The sequence below is a fragment of the Intrasporangium sp. Soil_C_50 genome (genome assembly GCF_057656595.1).
This window is the reverse complement of record NZ_JBDGKB010000001.1, coordinates 343,380-365,176: the sequence shown is the minus strand read 5'-3', so window position 1 is coordinate 365,176 and position 21,797 is coordinate 343,380. Positions and strand designations below refer to the sequence as shown.

Annotated in this window: 21 protein-coding genes; 13 read left to right on the top strand and 8 right to left on the bottom strand. The window is 72.7% G+C overall.

Annotated elements, in window-relative coordinates; genetic code table 11:
- Positions 1-22: 22 nt before the first annotated feature.
- From AC3A5R_RS01750 to AC3A5R_RS01740, 3 genes are all read left to right on the top strand, one after another.
- Entirely contained in the window at positions 23-439 is a 417-nt protein-coding gene (locus AC3A5R_RS01750) for a DoxX family protein (RefSeq protein WP_487619065.1), read from the top strand.
- A gap of 277 nt (positions 440-716) precedes the next feature.
- Complete coding sequence (locus tag AC3A5R_RS01745) at positions 717-1,169, top strand: hypothetical protein (protein ID WP_487619064.1); 453 nt, start codon at positions 717-719, stop codon at positions 1,167-1,169.
- A 111-nt stretch (positions 1,170-1,280) separates the two neighbouring features.
- Positions 1,281-2,405 carry a hypothetical protein gene (locus AC3A5R_RS01740; RefSeq protein WP_487619063.1) on the top strand — a complete coding sequence of 375 codons (1,125 nt, stop codon included), beginning with the start codon at positions 1,281-1,283 and terminating at the stop codon, positions 2,403-2,405.
- 345 nt (positions 2,406-2,750) lie between these two features.
- On the opposite strand, the gene AC3A5R_RS01735 is transcribed toward AC3A5R_RS01740, so the two are convergent.
- A complete protein-coding gene (locus AC3A5R_RS01735) occupies positions 2,751-2,957 on the bottom strand; it encodes a hypothetical protein (RefSeq protein ID WP_487620132.1) in 207 nt (68 codons plus the stop codon).
- Here AC3A5R_RS01735 and AC3A5R_RS01730 point away from each other — a divergent pair.
- On the top strand, positions 2,899-4,089 hold the full coding sequence (locus AC3A5R_RS01730; protein ID WP_487620101.1) for an OmpL47-type beta-barrel domain-containing protein: 1,191 nt from the start codon (positions 2,899-2,901) through the stop codon (positions 4,087-4,089). The two genes, AC3A5R_RS01735 and AC3A5R_RS01730, sit on opposite strands and share 59 nt — an antisense overlap.
- A 70-nt stretch (positions 4,090-4,159) precedes the next feature.
- On the opposite strand, the gene AC3A5R_RS01725 is transcribed toward AC3A5R_RS01730, so the two are convergent.
- Positions 4,160-5,008 (bottom strand): GNAT family N-acetyltransferase, encoded by an 849-nt coding sequence (locus AC3A5R_RS01725; protein WP_487619062.1) that lies wholly within the window; start codon positions 5,006-5,008, stop codon positions 4,160-4,162.
- A 186-nt stretch (positions 5,009-5,194) separates the two neighbouring features.
- The gene (locus tag AC3A5R_RS01720; RefSeq protein ID WP_487619061.1) at positions 5,195-5,995 is read right to left on the bottom strand and encodes a methyltransferase domain-containing protein; all 801 of its coding nucleotides are present in this window, start codon (positions 5,993-5,995) and stop codon (positions 5,195-5,197) included.
- A gap of 160 nt (positions 5,996-6,155) precedes the next feature.
- Between AC3A5R_RS01720 and AC3A5R_RS01715 the strand changes: the two genes are divergently transcribed.
- The 8 genes from AC3A5R_RS01715 to AC3A5R_RS01680 all read left to right on the top strand — a co-directional run bounded on the left by AC3A5R_RS01715 (position 6,156) and on the right by AC3A5R_RS01680 (position 14,369).
- Entirely contained in the window at positions 6,156-7,934 is a 1,779-nt protein-coding gene (locus tag AC3A5R_RS01715; RefSeq protein WP_487619060.1) for a proline--tRNA ligase, read from the top strand.
- Positions 7,931-8,719: an HAD family hydrolase gene (locus AC3A5R_RS01710; RefSeq protein ID WP_487619059.1), complete on the top strand. Its 789-nt coding sequence runs from the start codon at positions 7,931-7,933 to the stop codon at positions 8,717-8,719. The genes AC3A5R_RS01715 and AC3A5R_RS01710 overlap by 4 nt, the downstream gene beginning before the upstream one ends.
- Positions 8,716-9,498 carry a TSUP family transporter gene (locus AC3A5R_RS01705; protein ID WP_487619058.1) on the top strand — a complete coding sequence of 261 codons (783 nt, stop codon included), beginning with the start codon at positions 8,716-8,718 and terminating at the stop codon, positions 9,496-9,498. Before AC3A5R_RS01710 ends, AC3A5R_RS01705 begins: the two co-directional genes overlap by 4 nt.
- Positions 9,499-9,915: 417 nt before the next feature.
- Complete coding sequence (locus AC3A5R_RS01700) at positions 9,916-11,361, top strand: ferredoxin reductase family protein (protein ID WP_487619057.1); 1,446 nt, start codon at positions 9,916-9,918, stop codon at positions 11,359-11,361.
- 75 nt (positions 11,362-11,436) lie between these two features.
- Positions 11,437-12,033, top strand: coding sequence for an FMN-binding protein (locus AC3A5R_RS01695; protein WP_487619056.1), 597 nt, complete (start codon positions 11,437-11,439; stop codon positions 12,031-12,033).
- Positions 12,034-12,079: 46 nt separating this feature from the next.
- Positions 12,080-12,847 (top strand): FAD:protein FMN transferase, encoded by a 768-nt coding sequence (locus AC3A5R_RS01690; RefSeq protein ID WP_487619055.1) that lies wholly within the window; start codon positions 12,080-12,082, stop codon positions 12,845-12,847.
- A 636-nt stretch (positions 12,848-13,483) separates the two neighbouring features.
- Complete coding sequence (locus AC3A5R_RS01685) at positions 13,484-13,984, top strand: S24/S26 family peptidase (RefSeq protein WP_487619054.1); 501 nt, start codon at positions 13,484-13,486, stop codon at positions 13,982-13,984.
- Entirely contained in the window at positions 13,977-14,369 is a 393-nt protein-coding gene (locus AC3A5R_RS01680; RefSeq protein WP_487619053.1) for a hypothetical protein, read from the top strand. Before AC3A5R_RS01685 ends, AC3A5R_RS01680 begins: the two co-directional genes overlap by 8 nt.
- Positions 14,370-14,443: 74 nt before the next feature.
- On the opposite strand, the gene AC3A5R_RS01675 is transcribed toward AC3A5R_RS01680, so the two are convergent.
- Together AC3A5R_RS01675 and AC3A5R_RS01670 are read right to left on the bottom strand one after the other, a co-directional pair.
- Positions 14,444-15,340 (bottom strand): response regulator transcription factor, encoded by an 897-nt coding sequence (locus tag AC3A5R_RS01675; RefSeq protein WP_487619052.1) that lies wholly within the window; start codon positions 15,338-15,340, stop codon positions 14,444-14,446.
- A 301-nt stretch (positions 15,341-15,641) separates the two neighbouring features.
- Complete coding sequence (locus AC3A5R_RS01670; protein WP_487619051.1) at positions 15,642-17,615, bottom strand: thioredoxin domain-containing protein; 1,974 nt, start codon at positions 17,613-17,615, stop codon at positions 15,642-15,644.
- Between the two features lie 220 nt (positions 17,616-17,835).
- Here AC3A5R_RS01670 and AC3A5R_RS01665 point away from each other — a divergent pair, with 220 nt between their 5' ends.
- The gene (locus tag AC3A5R_RS01665) at positions 17,836-18,093 is read left to right on the top strand and encodes a BldC family transcriptional regulator (RefSeq protein ID WP_487619050.1); all 258 of its coding nucleotides are present in this window, start codon (positions 17,836-17,838) and stop codon (positions 18,091-18,093) included.
- 15 nt (positions 18,094-18,108) lie between these two features.
- Here the strand turns inward: AC3A5R_RS01665 and AC3A5R_RS01660 are convergent, their stop codons facing one another.
- The 3 genes from AC3A5R_RS01660 to AC3A5R_RS01650 form a co-directional block, all read right to left on the bottom strand.
- A complete protein-coding gene (locus AC3A5R_RS01660) occupies positions 18,109-19,527 on the bottom strand; it encodes an MATE family efflux transporter (protein ID WP_487619049.1) in 1,419 nt (472 codons plus the stop codon).
- A 204-nt stretch (positions 19,528-19,731) separates the two neighbouring features.
- Positions 19,732-20,694, bottom strand: coding sequence for an aminoglycoside phosphotransferase family protein (locus tag AC3A5R_RS01655; protein ID WP_487619048.1), 963 nt, complete (start codon positions 20,692-20,694; stop codon positions 19,732-19,734).
- Positions 20,691-21,644: a hypothetical protein gene (locus tag AC3A5R_RS01650; protein ID WP_487619047.1), complete on the bottom strand. Its 954-nt coding sequence runs from the start codon at positions 21,642-21,644 to the stop codon at positions 20,691-20,693. Before AC3A5R_RS01650 ends, AC3A5R_RS01655 begins: the two co-directional genes overlap by 4 nt.
- Positions 21,645-21,797: the final 153 nt, after the last annotated feature.

Below are 21,797 nucleotides of genomic sequence, written 5' to 3'. Positions count from 1 at the left end.
CTCCGACGCCTAGGCTGCGTCCATGACGAAGCGCCCGAACCCTCCGGCCCGGCTCGCCGGCGACGGCCTCGCCCTCGCCGGTCTGTTCCTCACGTCGGGGGTCATGCACTTCGTGCGCCCGGAGCCGTTCGAGCGCATCGTGCCCAAGGCGCTGCCGAACCGACGGGCCCTCGTCCTCGTGTCGGGTGCTGCCGAGATCGCTTGTGCCGTAGGGCTTCTCGTGCCATCGACCCGTCGGGTGGCCGGGCTGGCATCGGCCGCGCTGCTCGTCGGGGTCTTCCCGGCGAATGTCACGATGACAGCCCAGGCAAAGCGTCGCCTCGACCGGTCGCCGGAGGACCGAGCACGGCAGGGCTTCCTCGCCGCGACGGTTGCGCGGCTGCCGCTCCAGTGGCCGATGATCCGGGCGGGGCTGCGCGCCGCCGGCGTCGTGCGCTGAGCCTGGATCTCGCGCGGCCGCCCGTCGGGCCGGTGTGGTTTTCGTGCCAGTCGAATGGTCCGAATCGCCCCATTGGACATATCCCTGATCGTCCACTTTTGTCCCATTCCATGAAAAGGGACATAAGGGACTGATCGCCCAGTTTTCTTGCACTTCAGTCGAATTCGCGACGAAGAGCGGAACCGCTGTGGTTCCTTTCTCTCTCAGACGCCCCGTCCGACATGGGCTGGAAGGCGTCTTCGTCTGAATCCACTGACCTCACTGGGGGGAATTCGTCATGCGCACGACCAAGATGAAGAAGAAGACCGCTGTCATCCTGACCGCGGGTGCCCTGACCGTGGCGGCTGCCGGCGGCGCCGTCGCCTACTGGACCACCACCGGTTCCGGCACCGGCTCGGCCACCAACGCCACGTCGAACGGGACCGTCGTCCTGCACGCCAGCTTCGCCGACGGGATCGCCCCCGGCAACACGCGGACGGTCACGTACACCGCCGACAACGCCGGCACCTCGAGCCTGTTCGTCAACACGATCCACGCGGTCGTCTCCACCGACAAGCAGGGCTGCGACGCGGCCGACTTCAGCATCCCGGACGTCGCCTCGGGCACGCGCGTGGGCGCCGGGCTGACCGGTGTCGCCGCCGGTAGCGGCACGCTCACGTTCGCCGACACGGCGGTGAGCCAGGACGCCTGCAAGGGCGCGAAGATCACGCTCACGCTCACGAGCGACTGACCCGGTCCGGTGTGGACCGGGCGGCCCGATGGCGTCCGGTCCACCTCGGTCCACCACACACGAATCGAATCACCCGGCAGCACAGGCAGACTCACTCAGGGGACAGGGCAGATGACGGTGAACCCGGCGGTACGACGTGGCGGCCTCACGGCCGCGCTCGTCGCGGCGATGGTGCTCGTCGCGGGCGTCGTCTACGCCGTGGCGGCAAAGCCCGGCATCTCGGTGCAGGTCTCGCCCGCGAGCCAGTCGGTCACGAGGGGCGGCGCGACCACCTACACCCTGACCCTGGGCAGCATCAACGGCTTCGCCGGTACCGCGACGCTCAGCGCGTCGGGCCTGCCGTCCGGTGCGACAGCGACCTTCTCCCCGGCCACGGCGGCCCTCACCGCGTCGGGTGCGGGAGCGACGGCCACCGCCAGTGTCACCGTCACGACGACGTCGTCGACGGCGGTCGGCTCCTCGAGCCTGACCTTCACCGCGACGAGCGGCAAGACGAGTGGTGACGTCACGGCGGGCCTCACCGTCAACTACCAGCTCTCCGGGTCTCTGACGATGAGCGCGACGCCGGCCGCCACGACCCTCGCTGCCGGCTCGAGCGCCGTGTACTCGATGCAGCTGTCGCGGACCGCGATGCGGGGCCCCGTCTCATTCAGCGTCTCCGGGGGACTGCCGTCCGGCGCCACCTGGGGCTACACGCCGAACCCGACCACCGGGTCGACGGCCACGCTCCAGGTCGACGTGCCGGCCACCGCGTCCGACGGCACCTACACGCTCTACCTCGTCGCGTCCGGCAGCGACGACGCGGGGACGACCCGCTACGCCTACGCGAGCGTGCAGCTCACGGTCACGACCAGCGGCAAGGCCTTCACGATCACGGGCTCGTCGCAGACGCCCTTGGCGCCCGGCGTCTCCGCGCCGCTGGCTCTCGCGCTGACCAACCCGAACAAGAAGCCGCTCGCGGTCACCAACCTCACCGTCACGGTCACCTCGGTCACGCGGACCCCGTCGGCCGTCGCCGCCGGTCTCGCCTGCTCGACCGCCGACTACCAGGTGCGGCAGTACGGCGGGCCGTACCCGCTCACGGTCGCGGGCAGCTCCACCACGACGCTGGCTCAGCTCGGCGTCGCCCAGAGCTACTGGCCCGCGCTGACCCTGCTCGACCGCCCCGTCAACCAGGACGGCTGCAAGGGCGCGAGCGTGACCCTGGCCTACGCCGGCAGCGGACAGGGGAACTGACATGGCTCGCTTCCGAGGGATCTCGATGGGCCGCCGCCTCCTGTTCGCTGGTGCGCTGGCGCTCGGCCTGACGGCGGTCGGCACGTCCGCCTGGGCGTACTGGATCGCCGCAGGTGCCGGTAGCGGCCAGGCGAAGGCTGCGACGATGAGCGCACCGACGAACGTCGCCGCGACCGCGAACGCAGGCTCCGTCTCCCTGACGTGGACTGCCGCGTCGCTCTCGACGGGCGCGCCGGTCACGGGCTACTACGCGATGCGCTCCGACGGCAGGGCCACGACGTGCGGCACGCCCGCGGCGCCCGTCACGACGACCCGCTGCGCCGACACCGGGGTCGCCGATGGCACCTACTCATACACGGTCACCGCCGTGTACCGCACCTGGACCTCGACGAGCACGAGCAGCAACAGCGTGCTCGTCGATACCGTCGCGCCATCCGTCTCCGCCGTCGTGTCGCCCACGCCGAACGGCGCCGGCTTCAACACGACGACACCGGTGACGGTCACCATCACGGCGACCGACAACGCCGGCGGGTCCGGCGTCGCGTCGGTCACGTGGTGGGTTGGGACGGGCACCGCCACGACAGTGACCGGTTCGTCGACCACCGTCAGCCTGAGCAGCCAGGGCACGAATGTCGTGTCGTTCTATGCGACCGATCGGGCCGGTAACAAGAGCACGACCCAGACGAGCACCGTCAAGATCGACACCATCGCGCCCAGCGTGACCGTCGACTCGGTGACGAGCGCGATCACAGCCGCGAACATGGCGAACACGTCCGCATCCGGAGCCGTCGAAGCCGGCGCGAAGGTGACCGTCGTGGCCACCGACGGCACGCGCTCGACGACGCCGGTCTCGGCCACGGTTACCGGCACCACCTGGACGGCGTCAGGTATCGACGTATCCGCTCTGCGCGACGGAAGCATCACGTATTCGGCGACGGCGACCGATGCTGCCGGCAACAACAGCGCGCCGGTCTCGAAGAGCACGACGAAGTCGACGATCCGCTTCGTCCTCACGACACCTGCGTCGGCGGTGGCCGGCACCGCGTTCACCGCCACGCTCACGGCCACATCGTCCGACGGGACCACGGCCACGAGCTACTCCGGCACGAAGACCGTCACGTTCACCGGTCCGAACACTTCCCTCGACAAGCCGACGACCAGCGACACGCTGACTCCGCTCTACCCGGGATCGGTGACGTTCGCCAACGGAGTGGGCACAGCGTCGATCACGCTGAAGAAGGCAGAGAACGTGATCCTTACCGCGACGGAGGGCAGCGGCCCGCAGGTTATCGGCAGCAGCTCGATCACCGCGTCGGCCGGCCCGGCAACGCACCTCGCCTGGTCCACCAGCGCGAGCACGGGCATCGGCACTCCGGGCTGCTTGTTCGCCTGCACGGTGACCGGTTTCGGCAACAACAACACGCTGTCGATCAAGGTCAGCGTCACCGACAACTGGGGCAACACCGTGAACAACTACACGGGGAACGCCACCGTCACGCTTTCCTTCGTCAAGGACACAACCGGCGGCTCCCTGAGCCCGCTGACGCTCACTCTCCCAAACTCCGGTCCTGCCCAGACGACGAGCGGTTCGGCGTACAAGGGCGGAACAGGGCAGAGCTGGACGGATCGCATCACGGCCATGTCAGGGAGCCTCGCGTCCGCGACGGCCTCGTTGTCGAAGTAGCCGGCGGGCAGAGGGTGGGCGCCTGCGAGGGTGCCCACCCCGGCCAGGAGGGCGCCGGTCATCGGGCGCGTCAGGCTGCTCCGAACGCGATGGTGATGGCGTCGCCGACGCGTCGGTAGCCCATGGCCTGGTAGATCGCGTTCGACGTCGGGTTGGCGAGGTCGGTGAAGAGCATGCACGCCTCGCCGGCGTCGAGCCGCTCGTTGGACAGGGCCGCGACGACGCCGCTGGCGTAGCCGTGACCGCGCAGCTCGGGCGGCGTCCATACACCGGACACGCGCGTCAGGCCGCCGCTCGCGGGCGAGGCGTAGGCCATCGACACCGGAGCGCCGCCGTCGACCCACAGGCCGACGCGGCCGTCGGCGACCTGAGCGTCGAGCCCCGGGGCGGCTCGCTGCCCGGGACCCTCGATGGCGTCGACGAAGTCCTGGTGCCACGCGTCGACGACCGGCAGGTCCTCCGCCGTGGCGCGACGGAACGCGCCCGGCACGTCGAACGGCACGACGGCCCGTCTGGGCAGCGCGAACCGGCCGACCTCCATCGTCGTCCGGGCCGAGCACCGCGTGTGCCGCACCCACTCGTCGGCGAACGCCTCGGCCGGACCCCGCAGCCCGCCGACACCCGGCAGCTCGTCCCCCTGACCGGCGAGCGCGACTGCCAGCGCCCGGGCGTCGTCCGACGTGGCGAACGCGACGTGGAGCGGAAACGGAGGGGTGTGCATGAAGGCCGCGACGACGTCGGTGCCGTCGTGCCCCGCCCACCACCGGGCGCCGGGGTAGCGCGTCGGGTCGTGCAGGATGCCTGCGGTCACGCTCGCGACCACGCTGAGGGCCTGCGGCTCACGCTCGACGAGCCCGGCGAACCACGAGCGGGCCTCGGTCGGGTCGGAGGTCACGTGCAGCGTCAACGGAGCGGGCATGCGTCCAATCTCGCAGACGCGCAAGGGCGGCCGCGCCCGGTTTATCGTCGCGGCGGCACGGCTCACGAGCGCCGCAGCACTTCGGCGCGGACGAGCGCCGACGAGCGCGACCGGCGTCGCTGAGCATGACTGGCGCTCCTGAGCATGACTGGCGTCGCTGAGCCGGGCCTCCGTAACGGTCGCGCCTCAGACGTGGGCCAGCACCTCCGCGTGGGTCATCGCGAACCAGGCGTCGGGGTGGCGCGACCACGCGAGCCAGGCCTCCCGCATCGACTCGAGGTCCGCCTGCGTCGCGAGCCCACGGTCGAGCGCCTGCACGGCGAACGTCGAGTCGACGACGCGTCGCGCCCAGACCCCGCCCCACCACGCGCACTGGGCCGGCGTCGCGTAGGTCCACAGCGAGGCCGTAGGCGTCAGCCGCGTGAGGCCCGCGGCGTGCGCCCACGCGAGCAGGTGGCGTCCGGCGTCGGGCTCGGCGTGGTTGAGGCGGGCCAGCGCCCGGTAGGTGTCGAGCCAGCGCGTCATGCCCTCGGATGCCGGATGCCACACCATCGACGCGTAGTCGACGTCCCGCACGGCCACGACTCCGCCCGGGCGTGTCACGCGGGCCATCTCACGCATGGCGCCCACCGGGTCGGCGAGGTGCTGGAGCACCTGGTGGGCGTGCGTCACGTCGAAGGTCCCAGCGGCGTGGGGGAGCGCGGCGACGTCGGCGATCTCGAATCGCGTGCGCTCGTCGCCCCGGGCCGCCGCGTGCTGGCGGGCCTGCACCAGCGGGCCCTCGACGTTCTCGACGCCGACGACCACCCCCGGCGCGACGGCCTCGGCGAGGTCCAGGGTGATGGTGCCCGGACCGCACCCGACGTCGAGCACCGAGAGGCCCCGACGCAGGTGCGGGAGCAGGTAGGCGGCCGAGTCGGCGGCGGTCCGCGCGCCGTGCGAGGCGAGGACGCTCGAGTGGTGCCCGTGAAGGTAGACGTCGGCCATGTCGGGACGCTACGCCGTGCCTCGGGACGGGCGCCCCGGCGTCTCACCCATCCGGCGTCCCACCGGCCGGCCGAAACGGGGTCGGAGACCGGGACGCCCGCCAGATATCCTTCCGGGGTTCACTCGCGCTCACCCGAGCGACGCACCCGAAGGAGTCCCGGTGGCCCTGCACATGTCGTCCCTGTTCCTGCGAACCCTTCGCGAGGACCCGGCGGACGCAGAGGTCCCGAGCCACAAGCTGCTCGTCCGCGCCGGCTACGTGCGCCGCGTCAGCCCCGGTGTCTACACGTGGCTGCCCCTCGGCCTCCGGGTGCTGCGCAACGTGGAGCGCATCGTCCGCGAGGAGATGGACGCCATCGGCGCGCAGGAGCTGCTCTTCCCGGCGCTGCTGCCCCGCGAGCCCTTCGAGGCCACCGGGCGCTGGACCGAGTACGGCGACAACATCTTCCGGCTCCAGGACCGCAAGGGGGCCGACCACCTGCTCGGCCCGACGCACGAGGAGATGTTCACCCTCACGGTCAAGGACCTCTTCAGCTCCTACAAGGACCTGCCGCTCTCGATCTACCAGATCCAGACGAAGTACCGCGACGAGGCGCGGCCGCGTGCCGGTGTGCTCCGCGGCCGCGAGTTCGTCATGAAGGACTCCTACTCCTTCGACGTCGACGTGGCCGGGCTCGACAAGAGCTACCAGCTGCACCGCGAGGCCTACATCCGGATCTTCGACCGGCTCGGCTTCCACTACGTCATCGTCGAGGCGATGGCCGGCGCGATGGGCGGCAGCAAGAGCGAGGAGTTCCTCGCCACGGCCGAGGTCGGCGAGGACACCTACGTCCACTGCACGAGCTGCGGCTATGCCGCCAACGTCGAGGCCGTCCGGGTACCCGCGCCCGACCCCGTCGGCTGGGACGGCGTCCCGGCCGCGCACGCCGAGGACACCCCCGACACCCCGACCATCGAGACGCTCGTGGCACACCTCAACGAGCGCTTCCCCCGCGAGGACCGCGCGTGGGTGGCCGGCGACACGCTCAAGAACGTCGTCGTCATGCTCGTGCACCCCGACGGCACCCGCGAGCCGCTCGCCATCGGCCTGCCCGGCGACCGCGAGGTCGACGAGAAGCGCCTCGGCGCGCAGGTCGAGCCGGCCGAGGTCGAGGCGTTCACGGAGGCCGACTTCGCCGCCAACCCGGCCCTCGTCAAGGGCTACATCGGCCCCCGCGCGCTCGGCACCGAGGGCATCACCGGCATCCGCTACCTGCTCGACCCGCGCATCGCCGACGGCACCCGCTGGGTCACCGGCGCCAACGTCGCGGGGCAGCACGTCATCGACCTCGTCGCCGGGCGCGACTTCACCGCCGACGGCACCATCGAGGCCGCCGAGGTGCGGTTCGGCGACCCCTGCCCCCACTGCGACCACGTCCTCGAGGGGGCGCGCGGCATCGAGATGGGTCACGTCTTCCAGCTCGGCACGAAGTACGCCGAGGCGCTCGACCTCAAGGTCCTCGACCAGAACGGCAAGCTCGTCACGGTCGTCATGGGCTCCTACGGTGTCGGGGTCTCGCGGGCCGTCGCCTGCGTCGTCGAAGGCAACCACGACGACGCCGGCATCATCTGGCCGCGCGAGCTCTCGCCGGTCGACGTGCACATCGTCGTGGCCGGCAAGGACGACGCGATGTTCGTCAAGGCCGAGGAGATCGCGCGCGAGCTCGAGACGCAGGGCCTGTCGGTGCTCGTCGACGACCGCAAGGGCGTCAGCCCCGGCGTGAAGTTCAAGGACTCCGAGCTCGTCGGCGTGCCGACGATCGTCGTCGTCGGGCGCGGCCTGGCCGACGGTGTCGTCGAGGTCAAGGACCGACGCTCGGGCGAGCGCCGTGAGGTGGCCGTCGACGAGGTCGTCCCGGTCGTCACCGCCGAGGTCACCGCCGAGGTCGAGCGCTCGTGACGACGGGCGCCGTTCCGGGCCGCCCCGCCGGGGGTGTGCGCCCCGTCCGGCCGGTGCGGGCCGTCATCTTCGACTGGGGCGGCACCATCACGCCCTGGCACACGGTCGACATGCGCGCCCAGTGGACGACGTTCGTCGACGCCGTCGGCCTGCTCGCCTGCTCCCGCGACGACCTCGCGTCGGCCCTGTACGCCGCCGAGGATCGCGCGTGGCAGCGCGGCCGGGCCGAGGGCGCGAGCGCACGGCTCCACGAGATCCTCGCCGAGTGCGGCCTCGAGCCCGGCCACGCCACGACCGAGGCCGGCCTCACCGCCTACCGCGACTTCTGGGAGCCGCACACGCTGACGCACCCGGACATCACGCCCTTGTGGGAAGCCTTGCGCGCCAACGACATTCGCATTGGCGTCCTGTCGAACACGATCTGGGACCGCGACTACCACCGCGGCATCTTCGAGCGCGACGAGGTCCTGCACCTCATCGACGCCGACGTGTACTCGAGCGAGACCCCGTGGGTCAAGCCGCAGACGGAGATCTTCGTGCACGCCGCCGAGGTCCTCGGCGTCGACCCGGGGGAGTGCGCCTACGTCGGGGACCGGTCCTACGAGGACGTCCACGGTCCTCAGCAGGCCGGTATGCGGGCGATCTGGATCCCGCACTCGCAGATCCCCGTCGACCAGCAGGTCTCCCACGAGGCCACGCCCGACGCCGTGGCCCACGAGCTGCTCGAGATCGCCACCATCGTGGCCGCCTGGAACGAGGATGCCGACGGCGTGACCGCGCCGTGAGCGACCCGACCCTGACGACGCTGGCCCTGCTCGGCGTCGCCGCCTTCGCCGCGGGCTGGATCGACGCCGTCGTGGGCGGCGGGGGGCTCGTCCAGCTGCCGGCGCTGCTCGTCCTGCTCCCCGGGGCGAGCCCCGCCCAGCTGCTCGCGACGAACAAGTTCGGCTCGATCTTCGGCACGGCGACGAGCTCGGTGACCTACTACCGGCGCGTCCGGCCGGACCTGCGCACCGCGCTGCCGATGGCGGGGGTCGCCTTCGTCGGCTCGATCCTCGGCGCCGTCATCGGCCTGCACATCCCGAAGGCGGCGTTCAACCCGATCATCCTCGTGCTGCTCGTCGCCGTGGGCGCGTACACGCTCCTCAAGCCGGACCTCGGCCGGGAGTCCCTGCGTCGGTTCCACGGGGCCAAACACGTCGTGCTCGCGATGCTCACCGGCTTCGTCATCGGCGTCTACGACGGCGCGCTCGGGCCCGGCACGGGGTCCTTCCTCGTCTTCGCGCTCGTCGGGCTGCTCGGGTACGCCTTCCTCGAGGCGAGCGCCAAGGCGAAGATCACCAACTTCGCGACGAACCTCGGCGCCCTCGCGGTCTTCGCCCCGATGGGGCTGGTCATCCTCAAGGTCGGCGTCGTCATCGCCGGGGCCAACCTCCTCGGCGGGTACGTCGGAGCGCGGACGGCCGTGGCTCGGGGCAGCGGCTTCGTGCGCGCCGTCTTCGTCGTCATCGTCACGGCGTTCATCGTCAAGATCGGCGGGAGCCTCCTCGGCATCTGGCCCTGACCCCCCAACACGTCCCGCGTCATCGGTGCGCACCCACTCGTCCCGGGACTGCCCCGTCCCCCTCTTCATCGAGTGAGCGCTGCGCCCCATCCGTCCCACTGGTCACCCGAGGACGTGCGGGCGAAAGTGACGCGTGTGGCTGGGTGCTCACTCGACCATGAGGGTGGCGTTGTCCTTCCCGATCGAGTGAGCGCTTCGTCCCACGCGTCACACGGCCCACGTCGTGGACCCCACCGGGGCTGTGACGCGTGAGGCTGGGTGCTCACTCGACGAAGGACTGGTGGAGGCCGAACCCCACGATGTGAGCGGGTGCGCCGAGGTGGCGCGGGTCGCACCGACGGGTGCCCGATTCGTGCTCATACTCGCGTCCTGTGTGTCCCACAGGAGAATCACAGCGTGGCTCGTGAATGTTCAACCATGAGCGCAGTCGTCACCTCCGAGGGCACTCCCTTGAGTCCTGTCGCCCCGGACGCCGGGGTCGCCGGGCACCGCCCCTTCCGCGTCACCCGAGGGCGGACCCCGTTGTGGTGGCGTGACGCGTCGGGCGCCGTGGCGTGGGCCCTGGTCCTCTTCGTCGTGGCCCTGTGGGTCGCCGGCGGCGGGCTCACCGCGTTCGGTACCGTCGGCGACGCGCTGACGAACGTCGGGCGCCTCTTCGGGCTCGTGGCGTCGGTGCTCATCCTGCTGCAGGTGCTCCTCATGGCGCGTATCCCGATCGTCGAGCAGGCCTGGGGCCAGGACGAGCTCGCGCGGGTACACCGACTCGTCGGCTTCACCTCGTTCAACCTCATGCTGGCCCACATCGTCCTGACGATCCTCGGCTACGACCAGGGCACCAACGTCGGGGTGATCGGCACGTTCCTCGACGAGGTGCTCCATTCGCCGGGCATGCTGCTGGCCCTGGCCGGGGCGATCGCGCTCGTCATGGTCGTCGTCACCTCGCTCCGGGCGGCCCGCCGCCGGTTGCGGTACGAGTCGTGGCACCTGCTGCACCTCTACGCTTACCTCGGCGCCGGCCTCGCCCTGCCGCACCAGCTGTGGACCGGGCAGGACTTCCGGTCCAACACCGTCGCGACGGTCTTCTGGTGGGGCCTCTACGGAGTCTCGCTCGCTGCCGTCCTCGTCTACCGCGTCGGCCTGCCGGTGTTCCGCTCGCAGCGGCACCGGATCGTCGTCACCGACGTCGTCACCGTGTCACCGACCGTCACGTCGGTCACCGTGGCCGGGCGGAACCTGCACCGGCTGCCCGTCAGAGCCGGCCAGTTCTTCCAGTGGCGCTTCCTCGACGGCCCGGGCTGGACCCGTGCCAACCCCTACAGCCTCTCGGCGGCGCCCGACGGCCGCACCCTGCGGATCACCGCTGCCGCGGTCGGTGACGGCAGCAACCGCCTGGCAGCCCTGCGACCCGGAACCAAGGTGCTGGTCGAGGGGCCCTACGGCCGCCTGCACACTGGGGTCGCCACCCGCGACAAGGCCGTGCTCATCGGCGCCGGCATCGGCATCACCCCGCTGCGCGCCCTCCTCGAGGACCTGCCGGCCGGGCCTGACGCCACCGTCGTCATCTACCGGGTGAGCCGTGAGTCCGACATCGTCCTGGCCGACGAGCTGCTCGACCTCGCCCGCGCCAAGGGCGCCCGGGTCGTCGCCGTCATCGGGCCGCGCGCGACGAGCCGCGACAGCTGGCTGCCCCAGGACGCCGCCCACCTGTCCGACGCCGAGGCACTCCTGCGCATCGTCCCCGACGTCGCCTACCGCGACGTCTACGTCTGCGGCACCCCCGCGTGGATGGACCTCGTCATCGACGCGGCCCACTCCGCCGGCGTCGCCCCCGACGCCGTCCACCACGAACGTTTCAGCTACTGACCCGCGCGGCCGGCAGCCCTCCGCACCAGACGACCCGCACGAACCCGCTCGAGCACACGAAACGAGACCCACACCATGCGACGCATCGTCATCTGGGCCATGAGCACGCTGACCGTGCTCGTCCTGCTCTTCAGCTACGGCACCTCCCGGTCCTCGACCGCAGCAGTGGCGACCGCGGAGATGCGCCAGGCCACCGCGAGCACGAAGCAGCAGACGACGACCTCGGGTGGCGCGTCGGGGGGTTCCGACGGGTCGAGCTCCGGCCAGTCGAGCTCGACGGGCTCCACCGACGCATCCGGGTCGTCGGGGTCTTCGGGCTCGTCGGGCTCGTCCGGGTCGTCCGGGTCGTCCGGGTCGTCGTCAGGCTCTGGCTCGGGCGGATCGGTGTCGAGCGCCGCGAAGACCTACGACGGCGACCCCTTCGGCACGCGCTACGGCGACGTGCAGGTCCAGATCACCGTGCAGAGCGGCAAGATCACCGACGTCAACGTGCTCCAGGTGCCGTACAACGACCGCCACGACCAGATGATCAACTCGCAGGCAGTGCCGATCTACAACAGCGAGGCCGTGCAGGCCCAGTCGGCGAACATCGACGTCGTCTCCGGCGCGACCGTGACCTGGGAGGGCTACACGCAGTCGCTCCAGTCAGCCATCGACAAGGCGAACATCTGACCGCCGTGCGGCGGCCGGACACCGACTCGAGGAGGACGATGTGAACGTGGATGCCAAGCCCCGGGCGACGCCGGCTCGCCGTGCCTGGGTCGAGCAGGTCATGGGGATGCCGGTGAGCATCCACCTGCGCGGCCAGGGCGTCGAAGGCCCTGCGGCCGAGACCGCTGTGGCCGCGGCCTATGCGCTGCTGCGCGAGATGGACGCGACGTTCTCGACCTACCGCGACGACTCCGACCTCATGCGCCTGCGCCGCGAGGAGATCGAGCTGTCCGAGGCGAGCCCGCGCGTCGCGGAGGCGCTCGCGATCGGCGAGGAGGCCGAGCGCGTCACCGGTGGCGCCTTCACGACGCTGCTGCCCACGCCCGACGGCGACCTCGCGTTCGACCCCACCGGCCTCGTCAAGGGGTGGGCCGTCGACCTCGCGGCCGAGCACCTCGCCGGACTGCCCGGCGCGTCCTACTGCGTCAACGCCGGCGGGGACCTGCTCATCGGCGCGCACCCCGATCTGCCCCTCGAGGGCCCGGACGCGATCACCTGGCGGGTCGGCATCGAGGACCCGCTCGACCGCACCCGGATCGCGAGCACCGTCAGCCTGACGCACGGTGCCGTCGCGACCTCGGGCACGGCCGCGCGTGGCGCGCACCTCTACGACCCGGCAACCGGTCAGCACGTCGGACGCCAGGGATCGGTGACCGTCGTCGGCCCGCGCCTCGTGTGGGCCGACATCTGGGCCACGGCGCTGTTCGTCGGGGGAGCGGCGGCCCGTGAGCGCTTCGCGTCGACGGCCCGCGACTACCTGTCGACCGAGCTGTGACCGGGGCGACTGGGCCGAGCCGGGCGGCCTCACCATCCTGTCCGGTTCGTCGCATTCGCCCTGCTTCGTAACTGAATCATCCTGTGCCGCAAGGCCGCTCGTCCGATTTGCCGGATGGGCGGCCTTGCGGCTTTCTTGCGCAAAGCCTGCATTCAATAGCACGCCGTCTTGTGGTTGCCCCGACACAGTGGTCAGTGCCAGACCACAACGAGACGAAGCCGGCGGGCCGACCACGGCCCACTGACCACGGCGCACCAGGCCGGGTGGGGACCTCGCCCGGTGCGCCGCGGCCCCGTCGTCGGGGAGGGACGACGGAGCCACCACCCGGGTGGCCGGGTCGGGTGGGGACCCGACCCGGCCACCCCGCAGCCGGAGCCCCCGGGGGCCGGGGACCGGCCAGCGGCACCAGCACCAACGCGAACAGACAGGAGGACCGCCGTGAGCAGTGTGACCAGCCTGGCCCGCATCCCGCGGCCGCTGCGCGGGTTCGGCACCGGCCGACCGTTCGCAACCGCCGGTCCCCTGCGGCCGACGTCCTCGGGGGGAGGAACGGGCGTCCGGGCTGACCGGTCCCGAGTGGACCGCGCCACGCGGACGACCCTTCGTCGAGCGGTTCGACCGCTGTGGGGGCTCACCATGACGACGCTCGTGCTCTCCGCTGCGGCGGCCTTCGCGTTCCTCGCGGTCGGGCCGCACGTCTTCGGGTACCGCACGACGACGATGACGACCGCGAGCATGGCACCGGGCATCGATGCGGGCGACATCGTCGTCAGCGTCCCGATCGGGGCGGCCGGCGTGCGCGTCGGTGACGTCATCACCTACGAGAGCCCGGTCGGGGACCAGGGCACCATGACCCGCCGCGTCGTCTCGGTCGGCCACGACGCTGCCGGAAGGGTCGGCGTCGTCACCCGGAGCGACACCGGCGCGGCGGTCGACCCGTGGGTCGTGACGTTCCCGGGCGACACCGCCTGGCGCACGACGCACGTCGTGCACCACCTCGGCGACGTGATGCGCGTCGTGCGCGCCGCGGCGCCGCAGTCCTGGGTGCTGTGGGGCGCCCTCGGCCTCGCGGCCCTGGCCGGCCTGAGCGGCCTCCGGACCGCCGGTCCCACCAGGAAGGAGCGCACCGATGTGTGAGACGCCGCTGCACGTGGCAGCCGACCTCGAGCCGGTCTTCGAGCCCGGCATCCTGTTCACCCTCGGCGAGGAGCTGGAGAGCCAGCAGGTGGCCACCTCGGTCGCCCGCACCTACCTGCGCCTGCTCGCCGAGCGCGTCGGACGCGTCGAGGCGGCGCTGACGACCGGTGACCTCGACGGGGCCCTCGAGGTCCTGCTCAGCCTGCGGGTCACGTCGGGAACGGTGGGCGCCCGTCGCCTCGCCGCCCGCACGACCCTCGTCATCGACGCCCTCGAGCGGGGCGACACCGAGCACACGTGGGAGTGTCTCGGGGATCTCGCGCGCGACACCGCGGAGACGGAGGCAGCCCTCTGGCTGCACCTGTCCGGGTCGGAGCGCGGCTAGACCGCGGCGGACCGGTGACCGGCTGGGTGGGCCGGACCGGTCGGGTGAGCGCCGTGGGGTCAGGAGCCGGACGTCTACAGGGCGTCCGGCTCCTCCATGCGGTAGCCGACGCCGCGAACGGTGCGGATGAGCGGTCGGGTGCCCTCGGGGGCGGCCCGGGTCAGCTTGCGGCGCAGGTTGCCGACGTGCACCTCGACGAGGTGCTCCTCCGAGGACCAGCCGGCGCCCCAGAGCGTGTCGAGCAGGACGGCGCGCGACCAGACCCGGCGCGGGGCGGCGAGCATCGTGGTCAGCAGGTCGAACTCGGTGCGGGTCAGCTCGACCTCGGTCTCGTCGACGAGGACGGTGCGGCTCTCGGTGTCGACGGCGAGCAGTCCGTGGCGGACCACGGGCTCCGCCTCGCCGGCGTCGGAACGGTGGCCCCGGACGGCGTGGCCCGCAGGCGCGGCCTGTCCGGCGTGGGCGCTGCGGGCATCGTGTCCGTTGGTGGCGGGGTGAGGTGTCGAGCCCGGTGCTCCGGCCCTGTGGACGCCGTTGGCGCCGTTGGTGCCGACGACGGGGACCGGGCCGGTGGCGCCGGCGGTCGGGTCCCAGGCCGTACGAGGCCGGCGGAGCAGGGCGTTGACGCGCACCTGGAGCTCACGCGGGCTGAACGGCTTCGTCAGGTAGTCGTCGGCACCGGTCTCGAGGCCCATGAGGCGGTCGATCTCCTCGGTGCGGGCGCTGATCATGATGATGTAGGCCTGGCTCGTCTCGCGGACCCGACGGCACACCTCGATGCCGTCGAGGTCGGGCAGGCCGAGGTCGAGGGTGACGAGGTCGGGGTCGGTCGAGGTGACGAGGTCGATGGCCTCGCGACCGCTGCGCGCGACGGTGACGGCGAAGCCCTGCATGCCGAGGCTGTGCGTGATGAGCTGCCGGATGTCGTCGTCGTCCTCGACGACGACTGCCCTGCGCTCGGTGCCCGTCATGCGTGGATTGTGACAGATGTGGCGGATGGCGCACCCGCGAACCGGAACAAGTGGACGCCGCGAACTTGCGGGTTTCTTGCATCTGGGGCCCGGCTCCGTTGCGATCCGTCGCCCAGGATCGAGGTGGGCCGTCCGAGACACCCCGGGAAACCCCTGACTCCCGGGAGCCTCGGACGGTCCGTCCGTCGGGCCCGTGTCCCCGGGCTGCCCGGGAGTGGCGGACGCCGGAGCAGGCAACCGGGGCTCCGGCGTCCGCCGCCACAACGATCCGAGGCCTACCGCACCGCCGGCCTCCGGGCCGTCACAGCGCGGCGAGCCGCCCGGCGAGGGCGTCCGGCTCGGTGACGGGCAGGTCGCACACCATGCCGCGGCACACGTAGGCCGTAGGCCGGCCGGCCGACAGCGGCCGGTCCGCGAGCAGCGGCACTCCGGGGGCGTCGGGGTGGCCGGCGACGACGACGGCGCCCGGCCGCGGGCTGCGGCGTGCGGTGTCGAGCAGCGCCGACGCGTCCGGTCCGGTGCCGACGACGGCCACCTGCACGGGCCCGTCGAGCAGGGCCTCCGCCACCGCGAGCGTCCACCCACCGAAGCGCGGCTCGCGGGCGGCCAGCCCGAGCCCTGCCGCGACGGCGGCCCGACCGACGGCCAGCGCGTCGGCGTCGCCGGTCAGCGCCCCGAGGGCCACGAAGGCGCCGGCGAGGGCGGACTGCCCCGACGGCTCGGCGTTGTCGGCGGCGCTGCGGGGGCGCAGGTAGAGCCGCTCGGCGTCGGCGGCGGTGTCGTGGAAGCCCCCGTCATCGGCCGCGAAGGGCCGGGCGCCCTCCAGGACGGTGCGGGCGTGCGCCAGCCACGACGCGTCGCCCGTCGCCCGGTGCAGGGCGAGCAGCCCCTCGGCGAGGTTGCCGTGGTCGTCGGCGACCGCGCGCGCGTCGCCGCCCCGACCGTCGCGCGAGGCACGCAGCAGGACGCCGTCCCGCACGTGCACGTCGAGGACGTGTCGGGCGCAGTCGGCGGCGGCCTCGACCCAGGCCGGCTCGCCGAGGAGCGCCCCGGCGTCGGCGAGAGCGGCGACGGCGAGCCCGTTCCACGACGTGACGACCTTGTCGTCCCGGGCCGGCTGGGGTCGCCGGCCACGGGCCTCGAGCAGCCGTGACCGGGCACCGTCGAACCACGGCCGGTTGTCCGGGTCGCGCGGCAGCTGGAGCGTCGAGCTGCCGTGCTCGAAGGTGCCGGCGTCGGTGACGCCGAACAGCCCCGCCACGGTGTCACCGTCCTCACCGAGCACCTCCCGCAGCTGGACAGGCGTCCACGCGTACGTCAGACCCTCGATGCCGTCGGCGTCCGCGTCGAGGGAGGAGGCGAACCCGCCCCGGGAGGTGCGCAGGTCGCGCAGGAGGAACACCGCCGTCTCACGGACCACGCGCTCGGCGAGGTCGCCACCGCCGAGACGCCACCACGACGCGTAGGCGCGCAGCAGCAGCGCGTTGTCGTAGAGCATCTTCTCGAAGTGCGGCACCACCCAATCGGCGTCGACGGCGTAGCGGGCGAAGCCGCCGCCGAGCTGGTCGTAGAGGCCGCTGCGGGCCATCCGGTCAAGGGTGCGCGACGCCAGCTCGAGCGCCGTCGGGTCGCCCGTGCGGGCGTGGTGGCGCAGCAGGAACTCGAGCACCATGGACGGCGGAAACTTCGGTGCGCCCCCGAACCCTGCTGAGCGAGAGTCGAACTGGCGAGCCAGGAGGCGGACTGCGTTCTCGAGCAGGTCCGGAGCGGGCTCGAGCGGGTCGGGGGAGCGCAAGCCCTCGCGGAGCGCGCCGGCGATGTGCGTGCCCGACGCGCGTACCTCGTCCTCGCGGGTGCGCCACGCCTCGTCGAGGGCGGCGAGGACGCGCAGGAAGTGGTCGCGCGGGAAGTAGGTGCCGGCGAAGAACGGCTCGCCCTCCGGGGTGAGGAACACGGTCATCGGCCAGCCGCCCTGGCCCGTCGTCGCCGTCACCGCCGACATGTAGACCGCGTCGATGTCGGGCCGCTCCTCCCGGTCGACCTTGACCGCCACGAACCGCGCGTTGACGGCGGCCGCGACGGCATCGTCCTCGAAGGACTCGTGGGCCATGACGTGGCACCAGTGGCAGGCCGCGTACCCGACCGACAGGAGCACCGGCACGTTGCGCTCCCGGGCCTCGGCGAACGCCTCCGGGCCCCACTCCTGCCAGTCCACGGGGTTGTCCCGGTGCTGGAGGAGGTACGGGCTCGTGGCAGTGGCGAGGCGGTTCGGCATCCACCCACTCTCCAACACCCGGGGATTCCCCACCACGCAGGCCCGCGGGGCCCTATCGTCGGTGCGGGACGTCGTCGAGGGGGCGGCGTCCTCGGTCCGGCGGCGGACGGGGGGTCCGGACGCCGGGGTCCGGTCGCGGCGGGGGCGCCGTCACCGGAACCGCCCGGGCGGGTATGTCCACCGGGGCACCGGTTTCGGTGAGGGGACACTTGGGGGAGCCATGTCGAGCCATGACGAGCATGACGAGCACGACCATGGGCACGCGCACGACGAGCACGTCGACCTCATGACGCCGGCCGAGGTTGCGCGTCTGTTCCGCGTGTCGGTGACGACCGTGACGAAGTGGGCCCGCTCGGGCCTGCTACCGAGCGTCCGCACGCTCGGGGGGCACCGGCGCTTCGACCGGCGTGACGTGCTCGACCACCTCGAGCGCACCCAAGGGGCGGGTCCGGCCGGCGACGAGCCCGAGGCGACCTGACGCGTCGGGGCCGGCTCAGGCGGGCAGCGGCGCCTGCGTCACGACGAGGCGCTCCCAGCGGATGCGGCGCGCGCGCCACGTGAACACGGCGAGCTTGGCGAGCTCCTCGACGATGCGCGCCGCGAAGATGCCGACGAAGCCGAGCGGCGTGTGGAGGCCGAGCAGGACGGCGAGCGGCAGCCCGACGGCGAACGCGCCGACGACGTCACCGATGATGACGCCGCGCACGTCGTTGGCGCTCGGCAGCACGCCCGCGCCGACGATCATGTTGCGCACCTTGACCACCTGGAAGGCGGCGTTCATGAGGATGCCGACGCCGGCCATGACCCGGACGTCGCGCCCGGCCTCGCCGAACAGCGCGTCGAGCAGCAGCACCGAGGTGGCGAACAGGACGCCGAAGACGGCCGCCGTGCCGACGCCGGCGCGGGTGAGGCGCCGGACCCAGGCCATCGCGTCGCCGACGTCGCCACGCCCGACCGACCGGCCGACGAGCGTGGTCGTCGCGCTCATCAGGCCGATGCTGCCGACGATGAAGACGCCCTCGAGCGTCGTGACGATCTGCGCCGCGGCGAGGGCCTCGTCGCCGAGCCTGCCGAAGACGACGTTGTAGAGGAACGTGCCGACGGTCCAGAACAGCTCGGTGACCCCGAGCGGCAGGGCGAGGACGAAGAGGGGCACGACGACGGCCCGCCACTGCACGAGGCTGTCGGGCAGGCTCCAGCGGACGGCCCCGCGTCGGAAGGCCATCCAGAGCAGGATGAGCGACTTCGCGACGGCGGTGACGAGCGTGGCCCAGCCGGCGCCCGCGACGCCTAGCGCCGGGAACGGGCCGAAGCCGGTGACGAGCGCCAGGGCGATGCCCGAGTTGGCGACGACGGTGACCATTGTGGCGATCATCGGGCTGGTCGGACGGCCGACCGAGCGCAGCACACCGGACAGGATCGCGCTGAGCATGACCGGCAGGGTGGCGAGGACGGTGAGGCGGAAGTAGTCGGTGCCGGCGGCCGCGACCGACGGCGAGGCCCCGACGAGCGCCATGAGGTGGTCGGAGAAGAACCACGGCACCAGGGACACGACCGTCCCGAGGCCGAGCGCGACGAGCAGCGCAGCCGTGACGGTGTGGTCGAGGTCTCCGGTGCGACCCGCGCCGTGCGCCCGCGCCACGAGGATGCTCACCGACGTGCCGAGGCACCCGAGGGTCACGGCGAGGATGAAGGTGAGGCTGTTGGAGAAGCCCACTGCCGCGATGGCCGTCGCCCCGAGCCCGCCGACGACGATCTGGTTGACGAAGTTGAGCACGAGCATCAGCACGAACTCCATGCTCACCGGCACCGCGATACGCGCGATCTCGCGCGCGGGCGACGGCGTGCCGGGGACGGTGGTCGTCCCGGCCGGGCGTGTCGCGCGGCGGGTGAGCAGGGCGGGGCGGGGCATGCGAATGCCTTTCGACATCGAAGAGGGGGAGGAGGCGCGCGACGCTGCGCGGGGACGATCGTACGACCTTCGACGACCCGGGTCGAAACGTTTTGACCGGCCGTCCCGACAGAGGGCCCCGAGGGCCGTCCGGAGGGGTGTTCCGACGTGTCCCGAGACCTCAGCGGCAGCCTTGCGAGGCCCGCTCGACCGGGGGAGATGGCCTCAGTCGTTCATGGCCTTGATGATCGTCACCGCGAGGCTGATGCGGTCGTGGGCCCAATCCCGCGACGCGTCGTCGCCAGCGGACTCGGCCGACTCGGCGGCATCGAGTGCGTTGTCGGCCTCGCGGACGATCGTCCAGGCACGCGCCCGGCCCTCGTCGAGCCCACCGTGCTCGCAGATGATCTCGAGGCGTCGACGGAGCGACCACCGCACCTGTGAGCCGGTGCCGAGCTCGTCGGCGCGGTTCCACAGGGCCGGGGCGACCTCGAACGCGGGGTCGCCGGCCATCGGCTTCGGGTCGATCGCCAGCCACGGCGAGCGGTAGGCGCCGAGGACGTTCAGGTAGTGCAGGTCGGTGTGCAGGAGCCGGTCCTCGGCCGGCGGACGGGCCACCAGCTCGCGGGCCAGCGCCGAGGCCTGGTCGAGGTAGCGGCGCGGCAGCACCGCCGGCGCGTCGCGCAGCTCGCGGGCCTGGCGCTGCGCGTAGTCGACGAGGCGCGGCACGCGCGGGTGCGGCGGACGACGCAGGACCCGCAGCAGGTCGCCGATGACGGCGCACGCCTCGTCGATGTCGACGCCCATGAGGTCGCGGGTGTGCAACCGCTCGAGGAGCATGGCGAAGCGGGACGGGTCGGCCCGCAGCAGGCGCACGGCGCCGTGGCCGTTCCACGTCTGCAGCGCCAGCGACTCCGTGGCGGCCTCCGGGTGCGGCCAGCTGACCTTGAGCACGCCCTCGCCGCTGACACCCGCGGCGTCGCGCCCGGCCCCGAGCAGGCGCACCGGCAGGGCCACCGAGCACGCGCCGGTCATCGTGGGGCCGGCCGGTTCCAGCTCCCACTCGCGCAGCAGGTCGCCGAGGAGCGTCGGCAGCTCGGCGAGCCAGTCCTCGCCGGTGGCGTAGCCGTCGGCCGGGTAGCCGCTGATCCGGTGGGCGAACCTGGCGGGGATGAGGTCGATGCTCACGAGGCGGCTCCGGGGAAGGCGGTCAGGGGCACGTCCCAGTCGACGGCGAGGGCCTGGACGCGTGCGCTCCAGCGGGCGACGTCCTCGACCGACGCGGCGCTCGGCGTCGTCCCGGCGACCTCGGACGTGGCGTCGACGGTGTCGGCGAGCACCTGGTGGGCCAGACGAGACGCGTCGGCCGGGGTGGTGACGGGGAAGGGCAGCGCCCATCCGCTCGGCATCGTCGAGGACCTGCCGGACGTGGCGATCTCGAGGCGGGTCAGACCAGCGAGGGTGTCCGCGGCGCGGCGCCGGCCCGCGGCGCCGGCCTGCGCGGCGACGACCTCGAAGGCGTACACGAGGGGCTGTGTGCGCGCCACGATGGCCGGACGGGCCGGGCTCGCGGCGTCGGGCATCGGGACGTCGGCGCCGAGCAGGGCGGCGCCCGCGAGGCGCGCCGACAGTGCGGCGAGGAGGACCGGACGCGTGGGGGCGCCGGCCTCGGCCACGTCGGCCCACACGGTCCGCGGCACGTCGCCGAGCCGGGCCGCGAGGTCGGCGCGGGTCCGCACCGGGCCGGCCGCGGCCGCCGCCGCAGCGGCCTTGCGCACCGCGGCGTCGATGACGGACGAGGGCACCCCGGCGTTCGTGAGCCGACCGGTCAGCACGCGACGCTGGCCCGCCAGGGCGTCGCGTACGCGGGTGACGCCGCCGGCTCCGGCCTTCACCAGGGTGTCCGCGTCGGCGACGAGGACCCCGAGGTCGCCGACGACGGACAGGAGCAGCGCCTCGTCGGGGGCCTTGCGGCGGGTCGGGACCGGAGGCGGTGGCTGGGGCAGGTCGAGGCGCAGCCCGCGGTCGACGAGGACGGCGAGGACGGCGGCGCCACCGGCGAGGAGCAGGAGGCGGCGCGGGGGGCGGCCGAGCCGTTCGGACAGGCGGGGTCCACGTCCCCCGATGTCGCCGTCCATGCCCCGGATCCTCCCACGTCGTCGGCCGGTGGTGGTCTGCGCCCACCCCTCCGCGCCGATAGAGTGGGCCACGCGGCGCGCCGGGACCGACCGGTTCGCGCGGCCGGCCCGGCGCACGGGCCGGGTGTGACAGCGGTCCGTGCATCCCCGACG